Genomic DNA, 13,142 nt, shown 5'->3' on the forward strand with positions numbered 1-13,142 from the left:
AAATACCAGATAAAACAGGGCTATTAATGAGGCGATAAAGTTTGATATAAGAATAACTTAATCGCACTTTCAAAGAAAATATTCCTTTGCGTCAGTGATCTGGCGCACAAAATTCTTAAAGAAATTCTGAGTTATTGTGTAATATAACTCCGTCAGTGAGTGTTCTACTTCACTATTAAGGTCTAATCGTTATATGAAAAAAAGAGCCATCTATCTTATTTTATTAATGCTAATACTAATTGCATTAGCCATACTTTTCCGCGCGCATAATCAATATTTATTACTGCAAGGCGAAGTGGATGCACCGGAAGTGATTGTCGCCTCTAAAGCCAAAGGCCGTGTGATTGAGCGTCATATAGAGCGAGGTGATGATGTAAAAGCGGGGCAATTGATGATCACATTAGAAAGCCCCGAACTCAATGCGCAAGTTGCTGCACTTGAAGCCGCTAAAGCACAAGCACAAGCTCAATTAGATTTGTCATTACATGGCACAAGAGAAGAGAGTATTCGTAACCTAGAAGCCGTGTTATCTCAAGCAAAAGTGGAAGCTGCAAATTCAGCAAGAGATTATCAGCGTATCAGTGCTGTGGCGAATAAAGGCTATGTATCAGCGACAGAACTTGATAATGCACGCCGTAGCCGTGATGTTGCTTCACAACGTGTAAGAGCCGCGCAAGCTGAGCTTGATGAAGCCCAAAATGGTGATCGTATTGAATTACGCCACAAATATACGGCGGCGGTGCAACAAGCAGAACAACAACTTATTGAGTTGAAGATCCAACAAAACGATCTACAAGTTAAAGCGCCAGTGGATGGAGAAGTTGGTCCTATTCCTGCGGAAATTGGTGAGCTTTTTAACGCGAATAGCCCACTTGCTACACTGATCCGAATTCCTGATGCTTATTTTGTTTATAACCTCCGCGAAGATATCTTAGCGGATATACGTAAAGGTGATCGCATTACTATCACGGTTCCCGCATTAGGCAATAAAGAAGTAGAAGCTGAAATTCGCTATATCGCCCCAATGGGCGACTACGCAACAAAAAGAGCAACAAGAGCAACAGGTGATTTCGATTTAAAAACATTTGAAATCCGACTGTATCCTGTTACGCCAATTGAAGGGCTACGTCCTGGTATGAGCGCATTATGGCGCTGGGATAAATAAGGACGAATAATGAGAGTAAAGGCAGCTTGGCGTGGCTTTAGTAGCGCATTTTCACGAGAAACTCATATGGCAGTTCGTAGCCCCGTTTTTCACTGGCTAAGCTGGCTGTTTCCATTGATGTTGTTTACGTTAATTAGTGCTAACTTTTCTGAAGGCACATTGCTGAACTTGCCTGTTTCCGTGATTAATAATGACAATAGTCCATTATCAAGGACCCTGATAAGAGACCTAAATGCAGGCTCTCATGCGCAATTAAATACGCTAGATGGTAATCCTCGCACAGCAATGGAGCGATTAGGTAGCGCAAAAGATTACGCGATACTGACCATCCCTCGACACTTTGAAAGTAAGGTATTAGCAGGAAAGCAACCGACCACACGGATGTATTACAACGGATTGTATTATGCGGCGGGGAGTTATGCGATTCAGGACTTTAGCGGACTCATTGCAGAGCTTAATGCGCAATATCGCACTGTTTTAGCGCAAGAGATGAATAAGCCCGTTCCACCATTGGCAAAAGTTACGCTCTCTTATGACAGTTTGTTTAATGCCAGCGGGAGTTATATTTATTACCAGCAATTTGCGGCTACGATCCATATGCTCCAACTGTTCGTCGTGACTTGTACTATTTATTCTTTGTCACGAGGAAATATGCTCCTGAATATTAAGCCTTTTACTTTTGCGCTTATTGGGAAGCTTACACCTTATACGCTGTTTTTCTTAACCTTATTAATTGTCGAACTCGCGGCATTAGTGCATTTTTCAGGGGCAAAGGTGAACGGTAATCCGCTATACATGGTGTTAGTGGGATTCTTCTATATTATTGCAGCTCAAAGTGTGGGGTTGCTGCTCTTTGCGTTTACCAATAGTGCGATAACGGCATACAGTATGATAGGTATGTTGGTGAGTATCGCATTGGCATTTTCAGGCATGGCTGTGCCCGAGCTTTCGATGATATTGCCTGCAAGGATCATCTCTAACTTAGAACCATTAACGCACGCCTTAAATGCGATGTTTGATATTTTCTTAAGAGAAGTATCACTACAAGGCATTTTATATGTGTGTTCACTTTTGCTGATTTATCCTTTTGCTATCGCCTTTTTAGTTCGTAAACGTATTTTTAAACGATTGGAATTACAGGTAGGTGTTGCATGATGCAAATGTATTTCCAAACCTTCAAGCGTGTTCTATTGGGTATGTTAGAAAAACCCATGTGGATGTTACTTATTGTTTCTCTGTGCATTATGAGTTTGGTTTATGCCAAGCCTGTACTGTGGGATCTTCCTGTGGCTGTTATCAATCAAGATCACAGTCCCGCAAGTTATTCACTGATCCGCGCATTAAACTCCACACCAAAATTAAGCATCAAGAATTACGATAATTTAGATGAAGCCCGCCACGATATGATTATGCGAGAGTTATTTGCCATTATTATTGTTCCAACCGATTTTGAGAAAAAACTACTCAATGGTAAAGATGTTACTGTGCCTGTATTTGGTGATGCGACAAACCGTCTGGCTAGCGGGCAAATTCAACAAGAGTTGATGTTGGCTTATCAGCAGTTATTAGATGCTTACAATGGACGTATTTTGAGAAATGCAGGCTTTAGTGTTGAACAATCAAAAATCCTATTAAAGCCTATTCAAGGCGAAACCATTGCGATGTATAACCCTGGGGTAAGTTTTGCTGCGATTATTTTCCCTGGCTTATTAGTGATGCTATTACAGCACTCACTTCTAATAGCTTGTGTCCGCGTCAGTATCGCGGTGAGAAGTACCCCGAAAGGAAAGCCACCTTTAGCGGTTTATCTAGGGGCATTATCTGCACTTATTCCGATTTGGTTATTTTTATCTGCGGTATTCTTTGCATTGTGGCCGTGGGTATTGGGTTACCGCCAGGAAGCGCCGCTTTACCAGATTTGGATGCTGACTTTCCCATTCTTATTGGCGGTCTTAGGGTTAGGTAAGTTAATTACAGAATGCTTACGCAGTGTTGAGATGATTTATCTGACACTAGCCTTTGTGACAACACCAGTGTTCTATATTTCTGGCACAATCTGGCCATTACAAGCAATGCCAGATTGGGTATTTGCCATTTCATCTGCATTACCTTCTACATGGGCTGTAAACGCCATGGCGGGAATCAACCAAATGGGGCTGTCATTCCAAAGTATATTGGGTGATATCGTGATGATGCTCGTTTTAGGTGTGATTTATACGGTATTAGGTGTGCTGGTGGGTATGCTACGTAATGGTGAGTTAAGACATATTACGCATCAGTTTAAGCATTGGTTACATCATCGTGGTGAGTCAAAATAAAAAGCCCTTAAGGGCTTTTATTTATCAATATTGTAGATCTTATCTTTACTAATAATATTTACTATGTGGTGGCAACAATCCATTGATAATTTTCTTGGTTCCCATTTTGAAATATCTATTAATGAAAGACCGTGGTAACTCCAAGGAATAATACCGCTTACACCACATCCATAATGATTTAATTGATCTATAAATGTTTTGTTAAGTGTATCATATATCTTTAATTCACCAATTCCAATCCTGCCAACTTACGCCAATAACCATTACAGTCATGATGATGAATCGTTGTAAGAGGTTGTTGACCTTGCTCATTTTGGCGAAATTGTTGCAAGGTATCAAAAATAGCGTCAGATTCAGGTGAAAGGCGAATAATATCCACTAAACCTGCCATTGAAGCTTGATCGTTACCCAAGTTATAGCAATAACCACTTTGTGTTTGAATGCCATTAAGCACAAACACTCGCTGATTTTCTTGTGATAATACTTCACGGCCTTGAGGGTATTTTTGACAACAGGTTTCACAATCATCTTTAGAGCGATTTTCAGAACGCGCAGTAAAACAACGTGCTGAATAAGCGAGAGGAAGATGCCCATAAGCCAATACTTCAACTTCAAACTTATTGCGAATGCCTAATTTTTCACATTGATTTAAAAGATTATTTAACCACTCGCGAGAAAGCTCAACAGGCATACACCAACGCATCATGCCTTGTTTATGCAACAAACGTAGTGCATAAGCGTTGTAGCAGTTAAGCCCGTGGCCTGCAACAAAAGGAAGATTGCGCTCGTAAAGCATATTAATCACGCCAAAATCATGTGCTTCAACTAAAAACTCACCGTTATCAACCAGCTTAGCAATTTCTTTCAATTCAGAAGGTGCTTGTAATAACGCTAAGGTAGAAAGAACCACTTGTTTGCCACTTTTAGCGACTTCTTTGGCGAGGTTTATCCAATCTTGAGGTTTGGTTTCTCGGCGTTTACTGCAAACTGTTTCGCCTAAATAAATAATATCAGCGTCGCATTGTTTTGCTTTTTCGTAGAACGCTTCAAGTGTCTCTTTTTGCCAATAATAAAGTACAGATCCTAATGCATATTTCATTTTCGTATCCTTATTATTGCCATTTACGGTGATAAGCACCCAGTGTTGTTTGTGTTCCTTCTGAAATCTTTCCTAGCGCGTTCATCCAACGTGGATTAGTACTAAAACCTTGAGGATCTTTCTTACATTGATCAATGGCTGCACGCCAAACTCTCGCCACTTCTGTCACATAGGCAGGGCTACGTTGACGACCTTCAATTTTAACTGACGCAATATTCATCGCCATTAATTCAGGTAAGAGTGAAAGAGTATTGAGGCTCGTAGGCTCTTCTAATGCGTGATAACAGTGATCATCAACAAAATAGCGACCTTTACACAGTGTTGGGTAGCCTGCATTTTCATCAGGTGAATAGCGGTCTATCAAGACATCATTAAGGCGAGATTCCATCCCTTGTGGTGTTTGTTGCCAACGTACAAAACGTGCAGGAGAGCAAGCACCTACCGTATTTGGCGATTCACCTGTTAAATAAGAAGAGAGATAGCATCTACCTTCAGCCATAATACATAAACTGCCAAAGGCAAAAACTTCTAAAGGTACAGGGCTAGTTTGTGCTAATTGTTTGACTTGATGAATAGATAGAACACGAGGAAGAACAATACGAGCCACATCGAAGTTACGTTGATAAAACTCAATAGCTTGTGTATTGGTTGCTGAGGCTTGTACTGAAACATGACGTTCAATATGAGGATAACGCTCTGCAGCGTACTCTAACATGGCGATATCCGCCAAGATAAGAGCATCAGCCCCTAAAGATGCCGCCATATCAACGGCTTTTTGCCAGCGTTCAAATCCATCAGGGTGAGCAAAGGTGTTTATTGCAATATGCAATTTTCGCTGGTGGCGATGAACATAATTAACCGCTTCTTGTAACTTCTTTTCTGTGAAATTTAAACCAGCAAAATGTCTTGCATTAGTATCATCTTTTAAGCCGATATAAACGGCATCCGCACCATTATCTATGGCCGCTTTTAAGGCAGGTAAATTACCCGCTGGGCACAGCAATTCCATCTTCACTTCCCTTTAGAAATTAAGAATGATCAGAAATTGTAATGAGCAGGATAAAAAAAGGTTTTGATTTAGGGCAGAGAACTTCGTTTTTTGCTTAAGTAAAATCAAAGAACACAAAATGTGAGCAACGGATTAACCGAATATTGATATAGGATCGCAGAATATCTGTCTATATCTGGCACAATAGCCCGTAATTTTATTTATAGGAGTCCGAACGTGTTTAACAAAATTCGTACCCATTTGGTTAAAGAGGGACCTCGTTTTTTACGTTACCCTTTACAAGTTACCCCATTTGCTCTGCAACGCGATATTTTAGAACAGTTTTTAAGCTGGCAATTTCGTGAATCTTTAGCGGAAGGCGATTTGCACTTTCTAGAAAATAAATGGCTAAAAGTTGAGATAAGAGACTTACATTTACAGTGGTTTATCAGTGTTTGTGATGATAAATTAGTGGTCAGTCGCTTAGAAAAAGAAGATGTCAGCTTTAGTGGAAATGCAAATGATCTTATTTTAATTGCTGCGCGCAAAGAAGATCCTGACACCTTATTTTTCCAACGCCGTCTACAAATTGAGGGTGATACAGAACTCGGGTTATATGTTAAGAACCTGATGGACGCAATTGAATTAGACTCAATGCCATCTGTGTTGCGTTTTGGTTTATTACAACTGGCTGAGTTTGTAAAAAGTGGGCTTCAAGAAGAAACCGAAGACACTCTACACAGCCATGAACTGAGCTCAACTTCATGCTAATACGTGTTGAAATTCCCGTTGATATTCCAGCTATTGATAACCTTTTACGTCAAGCGTTTCCTACAGGTGCAGAAGCTGATTTAGTGGGACATTTACGAGAAGAGGGACTGCTGACATTAGGTATGGTCGCAGTCGATGATGAAGGCCACGTTATGGGTTACATTGGCTTTACACCCGTTGATGTTGATGGTGTCGATTGCCAATGGGTAGGGCTTGCGCCTCTTGCTGTTGCACCTGATTTCCAGAACCAAGGTATTGGACGCCAACTGATTAATGAAGGGTTAGATAGCCTAAATGAATTTGGTTATGGCGCCGTGGTGGTATTAGGTGAGCCAGAGTACTATCAAAAATCAGGCTTTATTCCTGCAAAATCACAAGGGTTACATTGCAAATGGCCTGACACCGAAGAGGCATTTCAGTTCTATGCTCTCGATAATGGTAATGTTGAAAATATTCATGGTTTAGTGAATTTCTCGCCATTATTTGATGAGGTTTAATCGAACAGATTGTCTATCGTGTTAAATACAACGCAATGTCTGAAGGCTGGTCTTTGATCAGCTTTTCTTTTTGCGTTTTCTTCAATTGTTTTAATTGGTATTCCAGTTGAGAAGCACGTTGCCGAGAGCCTATTTGGCAATGAAACTCTAATAATAAAGGTCCTTTTCCTTTCAGTGCTTTAGCGCCGGTTCCATTCTGGTGTTGAGTAAAGCGTCGCTCAACGTTTGTCGTTATCCCTGTATAAAGATAGCCAAGACGATTTCTGACAATATAGAGTGACCACACTGTATCAGCCATCATTTTTTCCTTTTCGTGCTACTTTTTTTTTGATAAATAATATTTCTTAATTTTTGAATTGAGTAATTTATCGTTTTATCAAAATGAAATCTATTAGATATATCAATATGTTGTGAAATATTTGTGACAGAATGCTTTGTTATTTATAAAATGACATTCAATTTTTTTGAAAATGAACAGCAATTATTGCTAATTTTAAAGTTAAATTAAAGCGCATAGTATGATCCATATCACAGAGAGACACTCCGCGATACCTAACAAAATTAGAATTTAATTGGAGTTTATTATGAAAAAATCTACATTAATCGCTGCAACATTAGCTTTAAGTGCTATTTCATTCGGTTCGATCGCATCTGATAGCGTATCAAAAAGCCCTTCTGTTAATGGTGAGTATATCACAATCACAGGTAGCGATACTTTAGATGGTTTAACCACTAAAATTGCTCAAATTGCAAAAGATGAAGGTGCAAAAGGCTTTAAAGTTGTTGGCGCAACAGGTGACGATTACCTCACTGTAAATGCTGAAATTTATCGTTAATTTTAATTATTTTCGATAAATAACCTGTAATAAGAGACACGCGGTAAGACGCTCGTTTTGATGATATAATTATCAGCTAAACAGCGTCTCTTTTTGTATCTATACAGGTGTATTATGTCTTCTTTAGACTCGATCAAAATAATTAAACAATACATTCGAGATAACCATGTGTTTACCTTATGTACAACTCGTTCATTAGGTGATGTTTGGTGTGCAAATTGTTTTTATTGGTTCGATGAAAGCCAGATGAGGCTTGTTTTTCTTTCTGAAAAGAAAACGCGTCATGCTCAAATGATGCAGGAAAATTTATTAGTTGCAGGAAGTATTAGTACGCAAGAAATTGCAGTATCCGATCTACAAGGTATTCAATTCACGGGTTCTGTTGCTTTACTGGCAGGTAAGGACGACATCCACGCAAGAAAACATTACTGTTTACGCTTTCCTGTCGCATTAGCCGCCATCCATGTGCCTTTATGGGAATTACAATTACAAGAAATTAAGATGGTCAATAATCAGTTAGGTTTTGGGACTAAGCTGTATTGGCAACGTGATTAAGCTGATTATTTTTTCTCAAATTTCTTTTATTCCCAAAAATAATGATTTTTCTGTTCCCACCCTTTTAAAGACATACATGAAGTATAGAAGGTTCTTCTGTCTTCTTGATTAATGTCCTCAACATAACTTTCTGTCATTGGTACGCGTTCAGTGTAGGTTTTTTTATCACCACAATGGTCTTTATCATCTTTACGACACGTTCTTTGTACATCACGATAAACAGTACGTTGTAGCACTTCTTTGCGGATAGGGTAACGAGTATTGGCATCGAGATCACAAATTAGCTTTGCTTCTTGTAATGTGTAATCTGATGCGCCTTTGGGTTCCCAAGTACTACTGCAACCCGAAAGTAAAATCATTGAAAATAAAGGGAAGAGCGCTAATTTCATATCAAATATCATCATAAAAAGAATAGTCAAGAGAGTTAATAATAAAACAAAACTAATCACTTTTACCATCTTTTTTGAAAATGATTCGCATTTGATAACAGGAGTGATTAAGTAAGAATGGTAAGAAAAAAGCCCATTATATAAATGGGCTTTTAGGGATTACTCGAATGATGAAAGATTTTTTTCTATCTCAGCATCTATTTCAGTATGCTGGAGATGTTTAGCACCAAGTTTCTTTTTCAATTCGGTGCCTAGCTTCACGAGTTGTTCTCGATTCGCTTTAGACTGCTTTTTACCCCATTTTTTTAAATGGTAGTTCAGTTCATGATCTTCAGAAAAGCTTACATATTTATTATCACTTAAAGGCATACATCCTCCAGTTAATTTAATTCAATGTGTATTACTTCAATTTATGGATCACCTGATTACTACTACCACGCCACAGTAATGCGGGATCATAAAGTTCTTGTACGAACTTCCCATCAATCAGTACGTTAATAAAGTTAACGACTTCTTGCTGCTCTGGGGTTAAGTCAGCCAGTAAGTAGCCAGTCCAAACCCAAATATCTTTCTCAGGGCATTCCGTTTTAACGCGTTTTACCAATTTTAATATAGCAGAAAGATTTTGAGGGTGTAGTGGATCTCCACCTGAAAGTGATAATCCTTGTCGTTTAATCCGACTGTCTTGGAGATCAGCAATGATCTGATCTTCCACTTCTTGTGTAAACGGCTTGCCCGACGTTAATGACCACGTTGATTGGTTATAACAGCCGCGGCATTGGTGTATGCACCCTGCAACAAACAGGGTGCAACGAGTACCAGGACCATTTACCACATCAACAGGATAGTATTGATGATAATTCACTCTGTTAGCCTAACTGACCATTTGCCAGATGTTTAACTCGACGTTTAACTTCTTCCTGTTTACCCGCATTAAATGGACGTGAATCGGGGCTACCTAAATATCCACACACACGGCGAATAACAGAGACTCTAGCAGGGTTGTGATTACCACAACGCGGGCAAGTAAAGCCTTTACTGGTGCAAGAGAATTCACCGGTATAACCACAGTCGTAACATTCGTCTATTGGAGTGTTTGTTCCATAGTAAGGAACTCGGGTATAGCTATAGTCCCACACATCCTCTAACGCTTTAAGGTTATGCTGTAAGTTTGGATATTCGCCATAGCAGATAAAACCGCCACTTGCTAATGGAGGATAAGGCGCTTCAAAATCCAGTTTGTCGTATGGGTTTACTTTTTTCTCAACATCTAAGTGGAAGCTGTTGGTATAATAACCTTTGTCGGTAACACCAGGAAGAATACCGAACTCTGCGGCATCTAAACGACAGAAACGGTCACATAAGTTTTCGCTTGGTGTGCTATAAAGGCTAAAGCCATAACCTGTTTCAGCTTTCCATTGATCTGTGGCTTCACGTAGACGATTAATAATCGCTACCGCTTTTTCTCTTAAGGTTTCGTCGTCAAAAACGTGTTTTTGAGTACCAAACAGTGCATTAATGGTTTCATGAACACCAATATAACCAAGAGAAATTGAGGCTCTACCATTTTTAAAGATTTCAGCCACATTATCATCTGCTTTCAAGCGAACACCGCAAGCACCTTCCATATAAAGGATAGGGGCAACACGCGCTTTGACGTTTTCTAAACGAGCAATACGTGTCATCAGTGCTTTTTTCGCTAATTCAAGGCGGTCATCAAGTAGTGACCAGAATGTCGCTTCATCACCTTGAGCTTCAATAGCAATACGCGGTAGATTCAGGCTGATAACGCCTAAGTTATTACGCCCCTCGTGGATCATTTCGCCATTTTCTTCGTAAACACCTAAGAAACTACGGCAACCCATTGGAGTTTTAAATGATCCCGTCACTTTCACAACTTGATCGTAATTTAAGATATCGGGATACATGCGTTTACTTGCGCATTCAAGAGCAAGTTGTTTTATATCGTAATTAGGATCACCAAACTTATGGTTTAAGCCATCTTTAATGGCAAAAACGAGTTTAGGGAAAACAGCCGTTTTACGGTTTTTACCTAAACCTGCCATACGGTTTTCAAGAATAGAGCGTTGAATTAAACGCGCTTCTTTTGATGTACCAAGACCAAAGCCAAAAGTGACAAATGGGGTTTGTCCATTAGCCGTATGCAGCGTATTGACTTCATACTCTAAAGATTGGAATGCGTCGTAACACTCTTTTTCAGTGCGTGCAGTGGCATAGGCTTCTTTGTCAGCAATTTGCCATTCTTCTGCCACTTTATAGTGTTTGTCATAACTTGCTTTTACAAATGGTGCTAATACTTCATCGATACGATTTATCGTTGTACCGCCATAAATATGGCTTGCCACTTGTGCGATAATTTGTGCAGTTACTGCTGTTGCTGTTGAAATAGATTTAGGGGGTTCTATTTCTGCATTTCCCATTTTAAAGCCATTGTTTAACATGCCTTTAAGGTCAATTAGCATACAGTTAAACATAGGGAAAAACGGTGAATAATCGAGATCATGATAATGAATTTCACCACGCTCATGAGCGAGTACCACATCTCTTGGCAGGATATGCAATTTTGCGTAATGTTTAGCCACAATACCCGCAAGTAAATCACGCTGGGTAGGGATAACCTTACTGTCTTTATTCGCATTTTCATGAAGAATAGAGACATCACTTTGTTCGATAAGACCTCGGATTTCCTGAGTTAGTCTTCCACGTTGCTCACGAGCAACATCTCGGTCATGACGGTATTCAATGTAGGCTCTGGCGACATCTTTATGTTCGCCAGCCATCAGCTGATTTTCTACGGCGTCTTGGATCTCACGGATATCGACATTCGAACGTCCTGCGAGAGATTGTGAAACGGATTGCGCGACAGAATCGCAATAATCATCATCAGTGATCTCACAAGCTACGGCGGCTCTTTTGATAGCATCGCTGATGCGGGTTTGGTCAAAAGAGACTTTACATCCGTCTCGTTTTATCACTATGGTTTTCACAATCTTGCTCCTTAACTATTTATCCACAGGCTCAAATCCCATAAAAACAGGTGATGGCACAGCATTCAGGCTTATTGTGGATAAGATGTGTATAATTACTATATGTTGTAGGTCGGTATGTATTAAAGCACAATATATAGTTATTGGAAGGGAAATAATCTTCATTAAAACTGATCTATATCAAGGTATTTTTGCTACGTCAGGTATCAAGAGGGATTAGCCGAATTGTAAATATGTGCCAAAAATAGAAGTGATAAATTATTCATCAAAAAGTGAGAACATAAAAAAAGCAAAGTGCTCATTAAGAGACCTTTGCTTTTTTATGACTCATTATTGAGACGAAATTAACGGATAGCGATAACTTCGATTTCTACTTTTGCATCTTTTGGTAAACGTGCAACTTCAACACATGAGCGAGCTGGGAATGCGGCATTATGCTCTTTAAAGAACGCTTCATAAGCCGCATTGATTGTACCAAAATCATTTAAATCTTTTACGAAAACAGTAGTCTTGATGATGTTAGCAACGGTTAAACCCGCTTTTTCAATGATTGCTTTTACGTTTTCTAAAGATTGACGAGCTTGCTCTGCAGCATTATCAGAAACAAATTCACCGGTTGCAGGATCAACAGGTAATTGACCTGAAGTGATCACTAAGTTACCTAAATCAACACCTTGTACATAAGGGCCGATTGCTGCAGGGGCTTTATCGGTATTAATTTCGTAAGACATGTAGAACTCCTGTTTTTATAAGATTAACGCTAACATTCGATTAGTGTGGCGCTATTATAGCCAGTGCTTTAGGTTAGCAATATGACAGATGTCAGGCTTTATCATAAAGTTTGTCAGTGTAAAAAGAAAATGAATGTAGAGTTATACTGCATCTTGACGCTACTTTTAGTCCATAAAAATAGTGAAATTGTAGTAATATTTTTTATAAAAAAGAGGAAATAAACTATTTCTATTTTTAGTAAAAATAGTCTTGGGGCTTTTAAGAGATAATTATTCTTTTTTTATAAAAAAACTATCTGCCCTTTCGAGCAGATAGTTAAAAGAATTAACGAATTACCGCATGGCGTTCGAACTCTTTTTCACAGTATTTGCAGGTTAATACAACATCTGAGGCCAGTTTTTTCACACGGAAACTACTTTGTACTGGCTCGTTATGGCTAATACAGTTGCTGTTCGGGCAAGGCACCACATCTTCAAGTAATTCAGGTAAGCTTAATGCCATCTTATTAATCACTTGATAATCATCGATAATATTTACCGTTGCTTGCGGTGCATACATTGCTAAACGGTTTGCTTGTTCTGGGGTTAAAAAGACATTCTCAATTTTAATTAAGTCTTTTTTACCTAAATTTTCTGAAGGTAAATTAAAACCCACTGTTATTCTTTCATCAGTTTCAGTTAAACGAAACAGTGAAAGAATTTTAAAGCCCACCTGCGCTGGAATATGATCAATAACAGTCCCACGTTTGATAGCTTCAACTTTTAGTTTGTGATCATGTGTCATG

The 13,142-nt window shown here is 39.1% G+C and carries 16 protein-coding genes; 7 read left to right on the forward strand and 9 right to left on the reverse strand.

Annotated elements, in window-relative coordinates; all coding sequences use genetic code 11:
* Positions 1 to 193 precede the first annotated feature (193 nt).
* From ACNART_RS13895 to ACNART_RS13905, 3 genes are read left to right on the forward strand one after another with little or no spacing between them, the layout of a single operon-like run.
* Positions 194 to 1,165 (forward strand): HlyD family secretion protein, encoded by a 972-nt coding sequence (locus tag ACNART_RS13895; RefSeq protein ID WP_198620212.1) that lies wholly within the window; start codon positions 194 to 196, stop codon positions 1,163 to 1,165.
* A 9-nt stretch (positions 1,166 to 1,174) separates the two neighbouring features.
* Positions 1,175 to 2,320: an ABC transporter permease gene (locus ACNART_RS13900; RefSeq protein ID WP_100157966.1), complete on the forward strand. Its 1,146-nt coding sequence runs from the start codon at positions 1,175 to 1,177 to the stop codon at positions 2,318 to 2,320.
* The gene (locus ACNART_RS13905; RefSeq protein ID WP_196533589.1) at positions 2,320 to 3,483 is read left to right on the forward strand and encodes an ABC transporter permease; all 1,164 of its coding nucleotides are present in this window, start codon (positions 2,320 to 2,322) and stop codon (positions 3,481 to 3,483) included. Before ACNART_RS13900 ends, ACNART_RS13905 begins: the two co-directional genes overlap by 1 nt.
* 220 nt (positions 3,484 to 3,703) lie before the next feature.
* Here ACNART_RS13905 and ACNART_RS13910 read toward each other — a convergent pair whose 3' ends face one another.
* Complete coding sequence (locus ACNART_RS13910) at positions 3,704 to 4,582, reverse strand: U32 family peptidase (RefSeq protein ID WP_349443279.1); 879 nt, start codon at positions 4,580 to 4,582, stop codon at positions 3,704 to 3,706.
* Between the two features lie 13 nt (positions 4,583 to 4,595).
* Complete coding sequence (gene ubiU / locus ACNART_RS13915; protein WP_088493968.1) at positions 4,596 to 5,591, reverse strand: ubiquinone anaerobic biosynthesis protein UbiU; 996 nt, start codon at positions 5,589 to 5,591, stop codon at positions 4,596 to 4,598.
* 216 nt (positions 5,592 to 5,807) lie between these two features.
* On the opposite strand from ubiU, the gene ubiT reads away from it, so the two are divergent.
* Both ubiT and ACNART_RS13925 read left to right on the forward strand, forming a co-directional pair.
* Entirely contained in the window at positions 5,808 to 6,341 is a 534-nt protein-coding gene (gene ubiT, locus ACNART_RS13920; protein ID WP_109372670.1) for a ubiquinone anaerobic biosynthesis accessory factor UbiT, read from the forward strand.
* On the forward strand, positions 6,335 to 6,838 hold the full coding sequence (locus ACNART_RS13925) for a GNAT family N-acetyltransferase (RefSeq protein WP_196533542.1): 504 nt from the start codon (positions 6,335 to 6,337) through the stop codon (positions 6,836 to 6,838). The genes ubiT and ACNART_RS13925 overlap by 7 nt, the downstream gene beginning before the upstream one ends.
* A gap of 13 nt (positions 6,839 to 6,851) precedes the next feature.
* Here the strand turns inward: ACNART_RS13925 and ACNART_RS13930 are convergent, their stop codons facing one another.
* A complete protein-coding gene (locus ACNART_RS13930) occupies positions 6,852 to 7,136 on the reverse strand; it encodes a GIY-YIG nuclease family protein (protein ID WP_109372668.1) in 285 nt (94 codons plus the stop codon).
* 286 nt (positions 7,137 to 7,422) lie between these two features.
* Between ACNART_RS13930 and ACNART_RS13935 the strand changes: the two genes are divergently transcribed.
* Positions 7,423 to 7,674: a YdgH/BhsA/McbA-like domain containing protein gene (locus ACNART_RS13935; RefSeq protein WP_075673608.1), complete on the forward strand. Its 252-nt coding sequence runs from the start codon at positions 7,423 to 7,425 to the stop codon at positions 7,672 to 7,674.
* A 114-nt stretch (positions 7,675 to 7,788) separates the two neighbouring features.
* Positions 7,789 to 8,229 carry a YhbP family protein gene (locus ACNART_RS13940; RefSeq protein WP_198626349.1) on the forward strand — a complete coding sequence of 147 codons (441 nt, stop codon included), beginning with the start codon at positions 7,789 to 7,791 and terminating at the stop codon, positions 8,227 to 8,229.
* Between the two features lie 26 nt (positions 8,230 to 8,255).
* Here ACNART_RS13940 and ACNART_RS13945 read toward each other — a convergent pair whose 3' ends face one another.
* The 6 genes from ACNART_RS13945 to pyrI all read right to left on the reverse strand — a co-directional run bounded on the left by ACNART_RS13945 (position 8,256) and on the right by pyrI (position 13,141).
* Entirely contained in the window at positions 8,256 to 8,618 is a 363-nt protein-coding gene (locus ACNART_RS13945) for a hypothetical protein (protein WP_232799445.1), read from the reverse strand.
* 159 nt (positions 8,619 to 8,777) lie between these two features.
* The gene (locus ACNART_RS13950) at positions 8,778 to 8,987 is read right to left on the reverse strand and encodes a hypothetical protein (protein WP_023583554.1); all 210 of its coding nucleotides are present in this window, start codon (positions 8,985 to 8,987) and stop codon (positions 8,778 to 8,780) included.
* A 31-nt stretch (positions 8,988 to 9,018) separates the two neighbouring features.
* On the reverse strand, positions 9,019 to 9,483 hold the full coding sequence (gene nrdG, locus ACNART_RS13955; protein WP_349443281.1) for an anaerobic ribonucleoside-triphosphate reductase-activating protein: 465 nt from the start codon (positions 9,481 to 9,483) through the stop codon (positions 9,019 to 9,021).
* 4 nt (positions 9,484 to 9,487) lie between these two features.
* Positions 9,488 to 11,626 carry an anaerobic ribonucleoside-triphosphate reductase gene (nrdD, locus tag ACNART_RS13960; protein WP_198620209.1) on the reverse strand — a complete coding sequence of 713 codons (2,139 nt, stop codon included), beginning with the start codon at positions 11,624 to 11,626 and terminating at the stop codon, positions 9,488 to 9,490.
* 344 nt (positions 11,627 to 11,970) lie between these two features.
* On the reverse strand, positions 11,971 to 12,357 hold the full coding sequence (locus ACNART_RS13965; protein WP_006535650.1) for a RidA family protein: 387 nt from the start codon (positions 12,355 to 12,357) through the stop codon (positions 11,971 to 11,973).
* Positions 12,358 to 12,682: 325 nt separating this feature from the next.
* Positions 12,683 to 13,141, reverse strand: coding sequence for an aspartate carbamoyltransferase regulatory subunit (pyrI, locus tag ACNART_RS13970; RefSeq protein ID WP_109372664.1), 459 nt, complete (start codon positions 13,139 to 13,141; stop codon positions 12,683 to 12,685).
* Between the last annotated feature and the right edge of the window lies 1 nt (position 13,142).

The organism is Proteus sp. LHD240705 (assembly GCF_047921555.1).
In the GTDB taxonomy this organism is placed as follows: Bacteria; Pseudomonadota; Gammaproteobacteria; order Enterobacterales; family Enterobacteriaceae; genus Proteus.

What these genes read in the sequence shown, in the direction of transcription:
- ACNART_RS13950 (WP_023583554.1), bottom strand. Translation starts at nt 8,987, where the DNA reads ATGCCTTTAAGTGATAATAAATATGTAAGCTTTTCTGAAGATCATGAA.
- pyrI (WP_109372664.1), bottom strand. Translation starts at nt 13,141, where the DNA reads ATGACACATGATCACAAACTAAAAGTTGAAGCTATCAAACGTGGGACT.
- ACNART_RS13900 (WP_100157966.1), top strand. Translation starts at nt 1,175, where the DNA reads ATGAGAGTAAAGGCAGCTTGGCGTGGCTTTAGTAGCGCATTTTCACGA.
- ACNART_RS13910 (WP_349443279.1), bottom strand. Translation starts at nt 4,582, where the DNA reads ATGAAATATGCATTAGGATCTGTACTTTATTATTGGCAAAAAGAGACA.
- ACNART_RS13925 (WP_196533542.1), top strand. Translation starts at nt 6,335, where the DNA reads ATGCTAATACGTGTTGAAATTCCCGTTGATATTCCAGCTATTGATAAC.
- ubiU (WP_088493968.1), bottom strand. Translation starts at nt 5,591, where the DNA reads ATGGAATTGCTGTGCCCAGCGGGTAATTTACCTGCCTTAAAAGCGGCC.
- ACNART_RS13940 (WP_198626349.1), top strand. Translation starts at nt 7,789, where the DNA reads ATGTCTTCTTTAGACTCGATCAAAATAATTAAACAATACATTCGAGAT.
- ACNART_RS13895 (WP_198620212.1), top strand. Translation starts at nt 194, where the DNA reads ATGAAAAAAAGAGCCATCTATCTTATTTTATTAATGCTAATACTAATT.
- ACNART_RS13930 (WP_109372668.1), bottom strand. Translation starts at nt 7,136, where the DNA reads ATGGCTGATACAGTGTGGTCACTCTATATTGTCAGAAATCGTCTTGGC.
- ACNART_RS13905 (WP_196533589.1), top strand. Translation starts at nt 2,320, where the DNA reads ATGCAAATGTATTTCCAAACCTTCAAGCGTGTTCTATTGGGTATGTTA.
- ACNART_RS13965 (WP_006535650.1), bottom strand. Translation starts at nt 12,357, where the DNA reads ATGTCTTACGAAATTAATACCGATAAAGCCCCTGCAGCAATCGGCCCT.
- ACNART_RS13945 (WP_232799445.1), bottom strand. Translation starts at nt 8,618, where the DNA reads ATGAAATTAGCGCTCTTCCCTTTATTTTCAATGATTTTACTTTCGGGT.
- ACNART_RS13935 (WP_075673608.1), top strand. Translation starts at nt 7,423, where the DNA reads ATGAAAAAATCTACATTAATCGCTGCAACATTAGCTTTAAGTGCTATT.